General features: G+C 47.8%; 15 protein-coding genes. 2 read left to right on the top strand and 13 right to left on the bottom strand.

Annotated elements, in window-relative coordinates; all coding sequences use genetic code 11:
• Positions 1-17: 17 nt before the first annotated feature.
• Positions 18-1,361 (bottom strand): ABC transporter substrate-binding protein, encoded by a 1,344-nt coding sequence (locus tag BUC22_RS18460; RefSeq protein WP_013382667.1) that lies wholly within the window; start codon positions 1,359-1,361, stop codon positions 18-20.
• 26 nt (positions 1,362-1,387) lie between these two features.
• Positions 1,388-2,245, bottom strand: a complete 858-nt coding sequence (locus BUC22_RS18455; protein WP_013382668.1) for a metallophosphoesterase family protein — start codon at positions 2,243-2,245, stop codon at positions 1,388-1,390.
• 176 nt (positions 2,246-2,421) lie between these two features.
• Between BUC22_RS18455 and BUC22_RS18450 the strand changes: the two genes are divergently transcribed.
• Entirely contained in the window at positions 2,422-3,078 is a 657-nt protein-coding gene (locus tag BUC22_RS18450) for a GntR family transcriptional regulator (protein WP_013382669.1), read from the top strand.
• Between the two features lie 24 nt (positions 3,079-3,102).
• Here the strand turns inward: BUC22_RS18450 and BUC22_RS18445 are convergent, their stop codons facing one another.
• The 11 genes from BUC22_RS18445 to BUC22_RS18395 form a co-directional block, all read right to left on the bottom strand.
• Positions 3,103-4,014 (bottom strand): sensor histidine kinase, encoded by a 912-nt coding sequence (locus BUC22_RS18445; RefSeq protein WP_013382670.1) that lies wholly within the window; start codon positions 4,012-4,014, stop codon positions 3,103-3,105.
• Between the two features lie 24 nt (positions 4,015-4,038).
• Positions 4,039-4,788 (bottom strand): ABC transporter permease, encoded by a 750-nt coding sequence (locus tag BUC22_RS18440; RefSeq protein ID WP_013382671.1) that lies wholly within the window; start codon positions 4,786-4,788, stop codon positions 4,039-4,041.
• A 13-nt stretch (positions 4,789-4,801) separates the two neighbouring features.
• Positions 4,802-5,536, bottom strand: coding sequence for an ABC transporter permease (locus BUC22_RS18435; protein WP_013382672.1), 735 nt, complete (start codon positions 5,534-5,536; stop codon positions 4,802-4,804).
• Between the two features lie 9 nt (positions 5,537-5,545).
• The gene (locus BUC22_RS21350) at positions 5,546-6,268 is read right to left on the bottom strand and encodes an ABC transporter permease (protein WP_013382673.1); all 723 of its coding nucleotides are present in this window, start codon (positions 6,266-6,268) and stop codon (positions 5,546-5,548) included.
• Entirely contained in the window at positions 6,261-7,184 is a 924-nt protein-coding gene (locus BUC22_RS18420; RefSeq protein ID WP_013382674.1) for an ABC transporter ATP-binding protein, read from the bottom strand. The genes BUC22_RS21350 and BUC22_RS18420 overlap by 8 nt, the downstream gene beginning before the upstream one ends.
• Before the next feature lie 80 nt (positions 7,185-7,264).
• The gene (locus BUC22_RS18415) at positions 7,265-7,951 is read right to left on the bottom strand and encodes a response regulator transcription factor (RefSeq protein WP_013382675.1); all 687 of its coding nucleotides are present in this window, start codon (positions 7,949-7,951) and stop codon (positions 7,265-7,267) included.
• Between the two features lie 14 nt (positions 7,952-7,965).
• Positions 7,966-9,927: an elongation factor G gene (locus BUC22_RS18410; RefSeq protein ID WP_013382676.1), complete on the bottom strand. Its 1,962-nt coding sequence runs from the start codon at positions 9,925-9,927 to the stop codon at positions 7,966-7,968.
• Between the two features lie 217 nt (positions 9,928-10,144).
• The gene (locus BUC22_RS18405; protein WP_013382677.1) at positions 10,145-11,548 is read right to left on the bottom strand and encodes an aspartate ammonia-lyase; all 1,404 of its coding nucleotides are present in this window, start codon (positions 11,546-11,548) and stop codon (positions 10,145-10,147) included.
• 285 nt (positions 11,549-11,833) lie between these two features.
• Positions 11,834-12,769, bottom strand: coding sequence for an EamA family transporter (locus BUC22_RS18400; RefSeq protein ID WP_013382678.1), 936 nt, complete (start codon positions 12,767-12,769; stop codon positions 11,834-11,836).
• Positions 12,770-12,781: 12 nt separating this feature from the next.
• Positions 12,782-12,931 (bottom strand): hypothetical protein, encoded by a 150-nt coding sequence (locus BUC22_RS21975; RefSeq protein WP_013382679.1) that lies wholly within the window; start codon positions 12,929-12,931, stop codon positions 12,782-12,784.
• Between the two features lie 23 nt (positions 12,932-12,954).
• Entirely contained in the window at positions 12,955-14,127 is a 1,173-nt protein-coding gene (locus BUC22_RS18395) for a uroporphyrinogen decarboxylase family protein (protein ID WP_013382680.1), read from the bottom strand.
• Between the two features lie 249 nt (positions 14,128-14,376).
• Between BUC22_RS18395 and BUC22_RS18390 the strand changes: the two genes are divergently transcribed.
• Positions 14,377-15,051, top strand: a complete 675-nt coding sequence (locus tag BUC22_RS18390; RefSeq protein ID WP_013382681.1) for a TetR/AcrR family transcriptional regulator — start codon at positions 14,377-14,379, stop codon at positions 15,049-15,051.
• Positions 15,052-15,090 lie beyond the last annotated feature (39 nt).

Below are 15,090 nucleotides of genomic sequence, written 5' to 3'. Positions count from 1 at the left end.
TGCGCATCACCTTATTGTTAATTGTTCTTTAGAAGGTCATTCATCTGTTTGGCAGCGTCCGATAGAACATTCTGAACATTGCCTTCAGTGATGGACTTGACAGTAGCATCAAGGAATACTTGATACTCCTCCTTTGCTCCAGTTCCTGGCCAGATGGTCACCGGTTTGATCCTTTCAAGCTGCTTCAGGTTTGTTTTGACAATGGGGTTGGCGTCCACAAAATCCTTGAGATAGGCCGGATCTTCGGTAATATCCATTCTCAGCGGCAGATAGCCGATTTCAGAAGTGATGATGGTGTAGCCTTCCTTTCCGGTAGCATATTTGATAAACTCCCATTCAGCCGCAGACTTGGTCGGATCATCTGAACGGACTGCCAGGCAGCTCCCGGAATTGACCGGAACAGAGGCTTTATCACCAAACTGCGGCATTTCTGCGCCTAACAGCTCCCAGCCGCCGGCCTTTGCCGCGCTCTGGTAACCGCTGAGCAGAGAAGTGGACTGGAGATTCATTGCCACGTTGCCAGCCATAAAAGCATCCATGACATCCTTGTCGCTGCCTTTTACGGCTGCGCCGCTGCTGTAGAGCTTATTCCACATTTCATAAGCCTCAACAGCTTCCGGGCTGTCAAACTTCGCCTCGGTTTTATCGCTGCTCAGCACCTCACCCCCGCTTGAAAAGATCAGGCCCTCGCTGATCCAGCCATTATCCGGCGCGAGGCCAAAGCCGTCTTTACCGGTTTTTTCCTTGATCTGTACCGCTGCTTTGTAGACGTCATCCCAGGTCTTTGGCAGGTTTATGGTATCCAGGCCTGCCTGTTCAAAAAGCCCTTTGTTGATGTAGAGGATCGGCGTGCTGAAGGTAAAAGCCAGCCCGTACATCTGCCCGTCAATTTTCCCGAGTTCCAGAGCATTTGGAATCATCTGACCTGTATGCTCTGCCAACTCATCCGCAGGAAACAGCTCTTCATAGGATTTAAAGCCAAGGTTCAGCCGGGAAGCGTCCAGCATTCCAAAAGCGTGCTGGACAATATCCACCTCCATACCCGCGGCGATATCCGCGCTGTTCTGGCTCATGTTGTTGTCCACAACGCCCTTAACGACAACACCCTTTTCCTTACCGACTGTCTCATTAAAGCTGCTGATCAAATGCTCCATGCCCGCTTTCATGGTTGGGTATCCCAAACTGTAAGAATAAAAGGTAATCTCGGTGGGATTGTTGGGGTCAAGCTTTCCTGATGACGCATTGACACCCGAATTACTTCCGGCTCCTCCGGTGCCTGTACTGCCGCAGCCTGCCAGGGTTGTGCCTGCGACCGCTGCCGACAAAATAACGCCTAAAATGCCCTTAACAAATTTATTCATCTCATTGCTCCTTTTCTTTATGCCGCTTACGCGTTTTTCATCATCTGTCCAAGCGCTTCCAGAGGGATAGGCTCTGTAATAGGCTGGTCATTCGGCGGATAAGACAGGGTCTCAACCCGAAGCGTACGGTCTGTTACCGTGCAGAGATTAAAGCCTGCTGCCGGGGTCATGTACATCCCCTTTTCATTGAGGGCCACACCAAAAGCGGTGCTCTCAGCTGTATAGGCTGGTACGCCATAAAAAGTGGTATTGATATTTTCATGCGTGTGTCCGCTCAGCAGCGCCAGGACATTTTTTCCGCTGATAATCTCTTTAAGCCGTTCGGAGCCTTCCACGCCAAAGGCGCTGACCCGTTCGTCTGCCCACTCGTCAAAGGCCGGGTGGTGAAAAGCGACGATATGCCCGCGGGGCATCTTTTTTTCCAGTGCCTTTTCGAGAAATACAAACTGCGCCTCGTCAAAGCGCCCGGAATGATGCGTGGCATCACAGCCAACGCTGGAGTCCAGCACGATGAGCTGGAGCCCGTCAAATTCTCTTGCATAGCATACAGGCTCTGTGTCTGGCTCTCTGTTTTCATAGCCCTCGTGGAAAGCTGCCACCCTGTCATGATTTCCAAGAACCGGACAGACCGGCGTGCCATCAAAATATTCTTCCAAAAGCATTTTCAGGTAACGGTATTCATCTGCGCCGCCCTCATGAACCAGATCACCAGTCAAAAGAACAAAGTCCAGTTTTCCGGCATTACCCCTGAGCCAACCGGCAATTCCTTCAAGAACCTCGCAGGGCTTTTTTTCCATATGGCACACCATGTCCTTAAACATTGAGTTGCCATAGTCCTTTAGAATGTGCAGATCGGAAAGATGTGCGAAAGTGATTGTCTTCATCATTTTCTCCTTTTTAGATATTTATCGATTTGAATACTTGTTTTTCTGCCGTAATTATTATATGATAATACCAACCTCACCGTGTCGGACACCTGTAGTATACTACTCGTATTCGATATGAAATATCACAAACCCGTTAATTTAACGTTAATAATCGGTTAATGGAGAAAAGGACTATGAAAATTCAAAACAGAGAAGAAGACGCCTACAGACAGCTCAAGGAAAAAATCCTGGCCGGCGTGCTGATCCCAGGGGATATTTTATCCGAGGCCTCCCTGTCCCAGGGGCTCGGCATGAGCCGCACACCAGTGCGCTATGCCCTGAAACAGCTGGAGTACGAAGGTTTTATTACCTATCATAAAAACCGGGGCATCTCCATCCGGGAAACCTCCAGCCGCGAAATGGTGGATATTCTGGAAATGATGATCCTGTTTGAGCACAGCGCTGTTAAAAAAGTCAAAAACGGCGAAACCATTTTTGATATTGCCGCCTTAAAGCGCCTCGGTGATGAGGCCCAGATCCTCCGGAATGAGCGCCAGTACGCGTCCTATATTGAAAAAACCCATCAATACAACAGCTGCTTTATCGCCAGCGCAGGCAACAGCCAGCTGACCGTTGTCTATAACACCTCCTGGGAACGCGTAATCAGCACGTCTGTTTACAATAAAATGACACATCCCACAGCCATCCCGAAGAAGACACAGACTACCGTCGGCTTTATTCATCAGCTCAACCAGTCCATCACCGATGAGGCCTATGACCACACCGACCATCTGCTGGATGAATACTTTGACTATGCCAGAAACCAGATTCTGTATTATGGGCAGATATAAAAAACAGGCTTGAAAGCAATCGCTTCAAGCCTGTTTGTTTTTTTCCTCTTGGAATACAACATAAACCGACAGCATTTTATTCTCAAGGGAAGCACTCACCGCACCCTGCATTTTTTCCGCCAACAATTTCACAATGTAAAGCCCCAGTCCGGCACTTCCGCTGTTTCTGCAATCATCCCCTGTGTAAAAGCGCTCAAAAATCCGCTCCATATCCGGAGGTGTGTCAGGCCTTACCTCATTGACAACTGTCAGGATTATTTCTCCGTCTCTTTCCTCAAGGGCGACCTTCACCCTGCCTGCGGTATACTTAAGGGCGTTGGACAAAAGATTCTGGACAATGCGCCCAAGAGCTGTGGTGTCTCCCGCAATATACAGGCTTTTATCCCCAAGGTCAACATCGGGCTCTAGCTCTGCCACTTCAAACCGTGGAATAAAATCCACCACCGCTTCTGAGACAATATTGGTAAAATTAACAGCTTCCTCCGCGAGCTCCGACTGGCCTGATTCTATGACGGAGAGTTCAAAAAAGCTTTCAACCAGCTCCCGCATGGCATTTGCTTTTTTTAGAATTATCGTGGCTTTTTCCTGCTGCTCCCCGTTCAGTCCGCTGCGCTCAAGCATCTGAATATAACCGATGATCGCTGTCAGCGGTGTCCGCAGGTCATGGGAAACACCCGCGATGGAATCCTTTAGCCGCTGTTCGCTTTTTCGCGCGTCAATGCGCAGCTGCTTCTGAAGCTCCATATTTTCATTGATCTGAGCTGCCAGTCCGTTTAGCCGGGCATCCACTAGGGTCAGGCTGATTTTCTTTTCAGTCCGCCCAGAGGATAAGTCCTCCAGCTGGCGGCTCATACTCCTTATCTCCCGCCGCATAACCACTGTCCGAACCGCTAATACCGCCACAGCCACAGTTAAAACCACGATGATTCCAAACATTGACTCCACGCTTTCCTTTTTGTTTTATTTTATCTCTCTCTTCCTGAACACAAAATATCCAGCGCCCAGGAGTAAAGCCGTAAAACCAAGACATGCTGTCAAAATCAGGATAACCTGGGATATATTCAAAGGTGTAAAAACCGCTGCCCTCGCCATATAAGGCGGAAGCCAGAGCGGCGGCATCCTCCTTGACAGAAAAAATATCATCCCAAAGGACTCCAGAATAATGGCCAGCGTTGCGCAGGCTGTTGTCTTGGCCGCATCCTGAAAAACGGCCATTAACAGGATTGAAACGCTGAAAACCGCGCAGTTTGCCAGAAAAACCATACCGGTAACTCTGAGAAGATACTGGGCAAAAGGCTCTGCAATAATGCCTTTGTCAAACCCCTGCGCCACACCGGTGACAATGAGTCCCGCAAAGGGATAAAAAAACATCACGATATTGACAGCCAGCAAAAACACAAGCGCCTTGCAAAAATAAACAGAAGTGCGGCTGTGCCCCGCAGATACAGCCAGCGCCAGCGTTTTATCTGAGGCGCTCTGTCCGAGCATCAGAGCGCTCATCGCCCCAATGACAATGAGCCACATGGTGGAATCATAGACCATTCCTCCGAATACAGATAATCCATCTGCCATCGGGACACCAAAGGGGTTCGTATCTCCAATATATCCTGAACTCATCAAAGCCCCGAAAACAATACTGATTCCAGCCATCAGATAAAACAGCCTGTTACGGACAAGCTGGTAAAACTCCATTTTGATTAAAGCAAGCATATTGTCATCTCCTCTACTTTAACTCACGCTTTGAAAAAATCAGACAACCCAGGAAAGAGGGAAGCACAAGAAAAACAAAATCGATCCCTACGGCTGTCAGCCATTCTGCCATCCCCGCTCCAGAAGAATACATCTGGTTTAAAGGCATACACCACTGCACTCCTTTCAACACATCGCCGGATACTCCCAGAAAAATATGCAGCATCAAAGCCAGTATTGAAAACAGTGTTGTTTTTGCCGAGTCTCTGAATATTGCCAGAAACAGCGGCGCCATTCCACACATTGCATAACCTGTCATAAAAAAAGTTACGGCTATTTGAAGTCCATTAAATTTTGGAAACTCCCCAGTGAAGTTCAGGGTAACAGCTGCGACCATCACGCCCGCCAATATGTAAGCCATCATAGCCAAGGAAATAATCATGAGATAAATCAGTATTTTACTCAAAAAAACAGTGTGCCTGCCACTGCCGGCCGCAACTGCAAGATTTGGTGTACGCTCTGCAAATCCCTGCCCCAGATAAATGACGCCAAAAATCGACGCGAGAAACCCCATTGGAACCGCTTCTGACATCATCTGCAGGATCAGCTGCACACCGCCATTTCCACTGGCGGCAGCGCTTGCCACAGCCTGTCCCTCTGTTTCGGACGCGCCGATGAACAATCCAGCAATAAAAATACCCAACAGCAGTCCCCCGAAAAGCCGGCTGTGCCTGAGCCTGTACCATTCCATCTTCAACAAGTTAATCATGGTACACCTCTACTGCAAAGTACGTCTGGAAAAACAGAAAAAAGCTCCTGTTCCCAGCACCGCAATCCACGCTGCGCCTGAGCCTAAAATTAACCACAGCGACGCTGCTGGGAGAATCTCAGTCATGAGCAGACGTTCAGCCGCCATGGGAATCAGGACATTCAAAAAACTTAGTTTTGCGCCGTAAAGATTTAATACGAAGGTCAGAATCCCAAAAATAAACAGGCTGATGCCAATCGTCTTTGCGACATCCCGGCATAAAAACCCCAGAAGAAGACCTGTTGCCATTGAAGCTGCGTTGAGCACCGCTACAATCCCGGCTACCTTTACCAGATACAGGGCAATCTCAGCAGACATGGGCTCGCCAAAGCCGAAAGCCAGGCTGTGAAAAAGCACATTGGCAACTGGAAAGGCCATCATAAGCACCTCACCCCCGGCAAAAAACACCACTGATTTAGCCAGAAATACCTGAAGCCGGCTGTGTCCGCCCTCAATTCCGTGATAAATAGTGCCTTCGTTAAACTCACGTCCGATGAAGAGTCCCGGAAACACACAGACTGGCAGGATCAGCAGATTGGCTGTATGGAGCGCTGCCCCCATAACCTGCAGCTCGGTCACGCTGTGACCGTCAAAGCTTATACAGATTCCCAGAAGCACCGTCACGCCAAACACTGCGTAAAAGGTTTTATCCCTCAAGAGCTTGTACCATTCCAGCCGAAGCAGATTACCCATTTTTCCGGCCTCCGATGCTTTGCAGAAAATAGTCCTCCAGACTGTCACCCCTCACGCTGATGCCTGTCAGAAGTAATCCGCTCTGAGATAAAGCTGCTGATACGGCGCGTATCTCCTCCAGATGGTCGTAAAGCTTAATGGTTCCGTCAGGCATAACCCTGTAGTTATCAGTATGGAGGGATTCCTCAATGACCGCGGCAGCTCTGGCCGTATCGTCCACCTCAATGGCGATGTGGCGGCGGCAGCGCTCATCCAGTTCTTCCTGGGTCAGCGATTCAACGATATGCCCTCTGTCGATAATGATAAAATGGTCCACTGTCTGGTAGAGCTCACTGAGGATATGGCTTGAAATCAGCAGTGTGGTGCCGCGCTCTGTGTTTAACCGTTTTAAAAGCTCGCGGATTTCCACAATCCCCACCGGGTCCAGTCCGTTGATGGGCTCATCGAGAATCAGAAATTCCGGATCGCTGATAAGGGCCATAGCAATACCCAGCCGCTGTTTCATCCCAAGAGAAAAATGCTTCACCGTTTTCCGCCCCGTATCCGTAAGCCCTACCAGCTCCAGTGTTCTCTCTGCGGCTTTCTTATCCGGGATTCCTCTCTGAATCCGCTGGGCCTCCATATTTTGCTTTGCTGTCATGCCCTGGTACAGCGCCGGCGTTTCCACCAGGCAGCCCATGCGCTTTCTTCCCTCGCGCATTCCTTTTTCATCGCTTTTACCAAAGAGCGCCAGCTCCCCGCCAGACGGGTAGGAAAGTCCGCACACCTGTCTTATAAAGGTCGTCTTCCCTGCACCGTTCTGGCCGATCAAGCCATAGGTTTTCCCCTTTTCAATGGTCAGGCTCAAATGGTCAAGGGCTTTAAAGCTCCCATAATGTTTACACAGATCCGTCGCTTTTAATACAATTTCGTCCACTTTAGTGTCTCCTTTTCCTTGATGCTTTCATTTTATGCCGCAGGAATAAAGAAGTTCTTAACCCAGTTCTAAAGAAAACCTTAATTCATCCGATACCCCATCCCCCAGACCGTTTTAATATACTCTGTCTCCGGGTCTGCTGCCTTCAGCTTATTCCTGAGGTTACTCATATGCACGTTCAGAGTATTATCCTCACAGGCGTATTCCTCGTTCCAGATACTTTCAAAAAGATTAGCTTTTGAAAAAACCTTATGGGGGTAGCGCATCAAAAGCTCCAGGATACCGTATTCCTTGGCAGTCAGCACCAGCTCCTGCCCATCCACGCTGGCTGTCTTTGACTCCGTGTCCACCGCCAGCTTTCCAGCCTGTAAAATTTCCGGCGCTCTCTGGGCTTCGCTGCTGCCGCAGCGCCTGAGGACAGCCTCGACCCGTACCAGCACTTCATCCAGATCAAAGGGCTTTGTCAGATAGTCGTCCGCGCCCATGTGAAAAAGGTCAAGCTTGTTCTGTACAGTATCCTTGGCTGAAATAACAATGACCGGCAGGCTGGAAAAACTCCTGAGCTCCTGCAGCACTGCGTCGCCGCTTTTATAAGGCAGCATCAAATCCAGTATCAACAGGTCATAGTCTCCGCTTCTCAGTCTGGACAACCCCTCCATACCTGTAAACGCACCCTCTGCCGCATAGCCGTTTTCATCCAGCATTTCACACAGCATGCTGTTAATCTCCCGGTCATCCTCAACGACTAAAATTTTCGTCTGCTCCATTCTTTACACCGCCTTTACTTGCAATGAATATATTCCGCCACCTGATCCCATGGAACGTTAAAGCCTGCACCATGAGAACAGAAAACTGAATCCGAAGTGTTTTCCACATCATGTTTTTTATCATAACCGATGCGCAGAGTGACCGCCTCTGCGTTATGGCAGGGCTCATAACCGGAAAAGGTTGCTCTGAGCATCCCCCGGCCTTTGGTGAAGGACAGGATTTCCTGACTGTAATTCATCATCGTAGACACCGGACAAAAGCCGGAAATCACTGCCTGGTCCTCGCTGAGCTCGGGGGCTTCAAAACGCCCGGCCATTTTCTGGATATCCGACATGACACGCCCCATCGCCTCTGAGGGAACCTCAATCTCAAACCGGTAGACCGGCTCCAGTAAAACGGACTCTGCCTGCTCCAGTCCCTGACGAATCGCCCGGTAAACCGCCTGCCTGAGGTCGCCGCCCTCGGTATGCTTAAGATGTGCCCGCCCGTTGACCAGAACGATGCGCATATCCGTGATGGGCGACCCGGTCAGCACACCCCTGTGCTCACGTTCAAACACATGGGTCTTTATCAGATTCTGATAATTGGTATCCAGAATATCTACAGAACACGCACTGTCAAAGGTAATGCCTGTGCCCGGCGCGGCGGGCTCCAGCCTGAGATGTACCTCTGCGTAATGCCGCAGAGGTTCAAAATGGCCGTAGCCAGTCACTGGAGACGCGATAGTCTCCTTATAGAGAATCTCACAGTCGCCGAAGCGGACTTCCAGACCAAAACGCTCCCTGACAATCTCCTCAAGCACCTCCAATTGAATCGCACCCATGATGTGGAGCTGCATTTCCTGCAGGCTCTCATTCCAGACGATCTCCAGCATAGGGTCCTCGTCCTCAAGCTCCTTAAAGGCCTCAAGCACGGTTCTTACGTTCAGGCCTTTATCATAGATGACGCTGGCGGTCAGCAGCGGCACAGTGGCGTAGCCGGCATGGTACAGCTTTTCTCCAATACCATCTCCGGGCCGGGTGGCGTCCATGCCCGTCACAGCACAGAGATCCCCGGGCACTGCTTCCGGCACTGTCGTATACCGCCCGCCGCTGTAAATCCTAATCTCGTTTACTTTCTGCCGGATGGGTCTGCCTTCACTGTCCTTTCCAGTCACCACCTCGTCTTTGACCTTCAACTTTCCCGCGGTCACCTTAACAAAGCTCAGGCGGCTGCCCGCGCTGTCGTGGCGTATCTTGTACACATGGCCACTGAAGGGCTCCTCTGCCGGGCTTTCCTTATCATGGAGAAGCATTGTCATGGCTTTGATAAAAGCGTCAATTCCTGTATCGTTTAATGCCGAGCCCGCAAAAACCGGAAAAACTTCTGCCTTTTTAAACATCTGCCCCAGAGCACTCTGCCACACTTCCGGTTTGTAGCCCTCATCCAAATAGGCCTCGAGCAGCGCTTCATTCCTTTCCGCCACAGCCTCCGCCAATGTTGTGTCCATGAGGCCTTCCTCATAGTGCCCGGTAAACATCAGGCAGTCCAAGCTGCATTTTGTTTTCAGCTCTTTTATAACTCCGGGAATATCTGCGCCTTCCCGGTCTGTTTTATTGATAAAAATCAACGTCGGCACCTCGTAGCGCCGCAAAAGCTTCCACAGCGTTTCGGTATGGCTCTGAACCCCCTCAACGCCCGATACCACAATGACGGCCACATCCATCACCTGAATGGCCCGCTCAGTTTCCGATGAAAAATCCACATGTCCCGGGGTGTCCACCAGATAACAGGTGTCTCCCCCGACTTCAAAAACTGCCTGATCCGAAAAAATGGTAATGCCCCGTTCGCGTTCAATGGGGTGATGGTCCATAAAGGCGTCCTGATGATCCACCCGCCCAAGCTTTCTGATGGCACAGGTGTGGTACAGCAGCTGTTCTGAAAAAGTCGTTTTTCCGGCATCAACATGCGCCAGAATTCCTAGTACAAGCTTCATAAAATCTCCTGTAAAATCTGCTTTAGTGTGGGTCTATTATATCACTGAGGCTTTGGACGTACAAACTAAAAAAAGCTGCCCAAGGGCAGCTTCATAAAATTTATAGGTTAACGGCGTCTTAATCGAGTGGCGCTCTCGATGCAATCGCGCAGGCTATATCGAGGCTGGCAATTGCATATGAGAGAGGCAATTCCGAACTGCGCCAGTGTCTTTCTTCTCAGGAAATCTGCTGTTCCTCCATGGGCTCAGTCATCAGTGACGGGTCAAGGATCGTTTCCAGCTCTTCCTGGCTCAGCAGACCCTTTTCTCTGACAATCTGAGAAACCAGCTTGCCGCTTAAAATGGATTCCTTGGCAATATCGGAGGCTTCTTTATAGCCAATATACGGACAAAGCGCCGTAACCGTGACAATGCTGTGTTCCAGCAGTTCCTCACACCGGTCTTCATTGGCCGTAATCCCTGTAATGCAGTTGTCGATAAAGGTAGAAATCCCATTGGTCAGGGTTTCGATGGATTCAAACAGATTATAAAACAGCACTGGCTCAAAGGCATTGAGCTCAAGCTGTCCGGCTTCGGCCGCCATGGTGATGGTCAGGTCATTGCCAATAACATTGAAGGCCACCTGAGAGACAACCTCGGGGATAACCGGATTGATCTTGCCCGGCATAATGGATGAACCATTCTGCTTAGGCGGCAGATTAATTTCTGCAAAACCGGTTTTTGGGCCGCTGGACAGCAGCCGGAAATCATTGGCCATTTTGGACAAAGTGACCGCCGCTGCCTTTAATGCGCCAGAAACCGACACAAAGGCGTCAAGGTTCTGGGTCGCGTCAATCAAATCCTCAGCCAGCACCATGTTAAAGCTCGTGGTCTTTTTCAGGTTCACAGGAATCCGCTTCAGATATTCCGGATTGGCGTTGATGGCTGTACCGATGGCTGTACCGCCCATATTCACAATACAAAGCTCATTCTGGGTTTTCTTCAGCCGGAGGGTATCCCGGTCAATGGCGGAGCGGTAAGCGTTGAAGGCCTGGCCCAGACGCATGGGCACCGCATCTTGAAGCTGGGTGCGCCCTACTTTTATAATATTGTCAAACTCAATGGATTTCTGCTTTAACGCCTCGCCCAGGCGTTCCATCTGGAACAGCAGCTTCTGGGTAAGCTTAAGCGCGGTAATCTTGCCCGCGGTCGGGTACACGTCATTGGTTGACTGAGACATGTTCACATGGTCATTGGGGTGGACAATGCTGTAATCGCCCTTTATACCGCCAAGCTTTTCAATGGCAATGTTTGCCACTACCTCGTTGGCGTTCATATTGGAGGAGGTTCCCGCGCCTCCCTGAATGGGATCAACGATGAACTGATCGTAGTATTTTCCTGAAATCACATCGTTGCACGCTGCAATGATAGCGTCAGCGATTTCTTTATTTAACTCACCGGTTTCAAAATTAGTCATAGCCGCTGCCTTTTTAACCTGCACCAGACTGACAATCAGATCGGGATGGAGCTGCTTTCCGGTGATATAAAAATTCTGTTTTGCCCTTAAGGTTTGTACGCCGTAATAGGCATCGACTGGAACAGGAAGTGCTCCAATCGAATCATGTTCGATTCTTTCTTGCATTTTAACCCCTCTACAAAAAATGTATTTACTTTATGGACACATCATAACGCCACCCACCTTAAAAATCAATGCGCTGTAATAAAGTTTCCCCTAAAAAATAACTGTTTTACAAGGTTGAAACCGATTTGTTACATTTATCTTTCAACGATTGGCGGTTGTCCTTATTTCGAGGACATCTCAATGAATAATTGACCCTTTTTCATTTCTTATGTATAATAAGCACATGCTGAATTAAAAGAAAGCCCCCATTATAGTGCAAGTATAATGGGGACTTCTGCCCTTTTATTAATTTTCTGGAAGCGGTTCTTTTGATTCAGCATAATAGGTATAAAAAATACAAACAATCGTCAGAATAATACCGATAATCTGTACGATGGTCATGGATTCCCCAAACATGAAAAATCCTGCAATCAGTGCGACCACCGGCTCAAGGCAGTAGGCCATCGATACATAGGGCGCGTCGATCATGCCAAAGGCCATCTGTATCCACGAAAAAGATAAGACCTGTGGCAGCGCCGCAAATCCCAAAACGATAATCCAGACAATGGCTCCGTTCTGCGCTGCAGCTCCTGCAATATCGCTGATCATCTGCCATGGCGGGCAGGCGGTAACATAGAGAAACAGCGCTCCAAACAGATTAGGATAAAAAAGCTGTGCCTGCCAGCTCACATCATTTGGATAATATACATGCGAAATCAGAAAGTAAGCGCTTGCCAAAATCAAAGAATTGGCCAATGCCCAGATAATCCCCATTATATCCAGACTGGAGGTTCCCAGATTAAAAATCTGCAGCACCAGCGCAACACCGACAACCGCAATGCTGCAGGCGATGATCTTAACCTTTGTCAGCTTTATCCCTTTGAAAATACGTTCCATAATCATCAGAATAATCACATTGCAGAAGGCCAGCAGCGATACTATCCCAACCGGAATTCTTGAGACAGCCTGCACATAGGCAAAATTCATGCCGTTCATCAGAACAAAGCCATGGATCATCAATACGATCAGAACTTTCCAGCTGACTTTAAACATGCTGCGGTCTTTTATCAAAATCCAGCCGCCAAAGAAAAGAAACATAATTGTCGGCGCCAGTGTGGTTACTGTAATATCACTGATACCATTTTCCGCCATCAGTCTCAGAAATGGCCCGAAAAGCCCCCACAGTGCAGCGGACAAAACAGCCAGCGTAAATCCCTTTTTAAATATTCCTTTATCATTCATTTTCCCTGCTCCTTACACAGTCATAAAGAAAACCAGTGAAAACATCAGCTCATCCAGGTCATCCCAGCGGGCTTTCATCACGGCTTTGTCTTCATCCGTCAGGTATTCTTCCTTCAAATCCTGTTGATATTCATCAAACGGATAGAGTAATTTATTTTCCATGTTCGTATCCTTTCTGTAAATATTTACTTATACACACCGTAATCTCTTACAAATTCATTGACAGCCTTCATATTTTCAGGGTTAACGTCGCTTGCATTCAGAATATATTTGTCCAGGGAGAAAATATAGCCGCCGCCCGGCGCCATAATGTCAATGACCTCTTTGGCTTTATCAATACATTCCTGCTTTGTGCCGTAGCCCAGTAATGAAATCGGATAGAAGCCCTGGAGACACAGATTTTTCCCGATTGTATTTTTAGCTTTTTTCATATCACCGTATTCCATAATGGCAATGATCTTATCAGATTTCGGAATATCCTGCATATACGGGTAGAATCGTTCCCAGTCACCTTCAAAGAAAATCGACAGTGTCAGTCCTTTTTGATTAACCAGAATGTCGATAAATTTTAAAAATGACGGCCAGTAAAACTCTTCAAACATTTTTTTGTTGATATAAGGCGCCATGTGCAGCGGGATGAACACGTATGGAAAGGTTGCGCCCTTTTCTCCCGGATAACAGGCTGTCGCACCCTTAACAAGAATGGGTGTCACCGCATCCAGCGCTTCTTTAACCTTATCCGGAGACTTTCGCACATCTCTGCAGATTCCCGTAAAACCTCTGAACTGATCTGCCAGATAATCGAACGGCGCAACGGTAAGGTTTGACCCTAATGCCGGCACTCCATAATCATGGGCGAGAGACGCGGTAATTTCTTCTAAAGCGCCCATATAAGAGCCAAACTCCAATGCGGCCTTTGTCATAGCATAAGCATTATATGGCGCTGGCTGGTCCAAAGCCGGATATAAACGCGGCAGCAGCTTTGATACGATCATTTTATAGGGATCTTCAATTAATTCGTCATATTCATCTGGGTTCATAGCGCTGATTTCCGGATGCTGCACAAATCCCCTTTCACTCTCCGTGAAATTTTTTGCGTTCAGCAGACGATAGAACATCGGCGGCCTTGTAAAAAGACTTTCAAAGCAATCCCAATGAAAATCATCGAACACCTTTTTAAAAGCAACCTGGCATTGTTCCGGTGTCCATGAAGCCTGGCGGTACGGCAGGCCCGCGTATTCAATTGCATAGGAAATTTCTGCCGGACAGTTCACTGGCACACGTTTTGGTTCCTGGATTTTAAGTGTTGTCTCCAGCATTTCCATCCGTTCATTATATTCTTTTCTTTTATCGGACATAATTTTTCACCTCATAATTTTCGAACGTCCATTTTTAAAAGTGCACTTAATATTAAGTATACTTTAAAATTTATATTTGTCAACCATTTTTCGTAAAATATAAAAAGTTATTTATCTAATTGTTTTCATATTCTCTTTTTATGTTTTTTTATATTAAATATTGCAGAATATCAGATAATCCGCCACTTATTGTCGTCTTTTGAGAAATATGCTATACTTACGTTAGTACAAACTGGATAAAGGACAATTATGAAAAAATATAAAACCGGACGGGAAACAAAAGAAAATATTATGGAGGCTGCCCGCGAGCTTTTCTATGAAAAAGGGTATAAGAACACGACCTACAATGATATCTGTGAAAAAGCCAATGTCAACACCGGAACCTTCCATTACCATTTCCAGACAAAACGGAAAGTTGCCGGCATCATCTATAATAATTTTATGTTCAACATTAAGGAGGAAACCGGAAAGCTCATTTCCTCAAAATACGAAAATGATCTCAAGCTCTGTACAGCTCTGGAAATTACAAACTACATGAACTTATTTTTTTCTGATGATCATGTGAAAACTTTTTTTTATGATCTATACAGTGATAACATTCCGCTTGAGTACGCCTTAAACATCATGGAAAATTTTTTTCAGCTCCACGTCGAAGCCTTTAAACTGCCTATTGACAGAGATTATGTCAAGATAATCGCTGCCACAAACCTTGGTATGGAACAGGCCCTGATCGTTAATTACTGCTCTGGCTACCTTACGCTGCCGGAACAACAGATCATTGATTATGATATCGAGCTGACCTATGCTCAGATGAATATCAACCATCAGGAAATCGAGCGGATCATTCAAAAAGCTCAGGAGCTTGGCCCTCAGATCAAGCTGAAGCATGTCGATTATTTTAAGGTTGAACCACTGAATCGCTAGCACAAAATAAGAAAGCCCAGCGGCATTAAGAAGTTTCTT

This window comes from Eubacterium callanderi (genome assembly GCF_900142645.1).
Taxonomy (GTDB): Bacteria; Bacillota; Clostridia; order Eubacteriales; family Eubacteriaceae; genus Eubacterium; species Eubacterium callanderi.
This window is presented reverse-complemented; position numbering and strand designations above follow the sequence as displayed.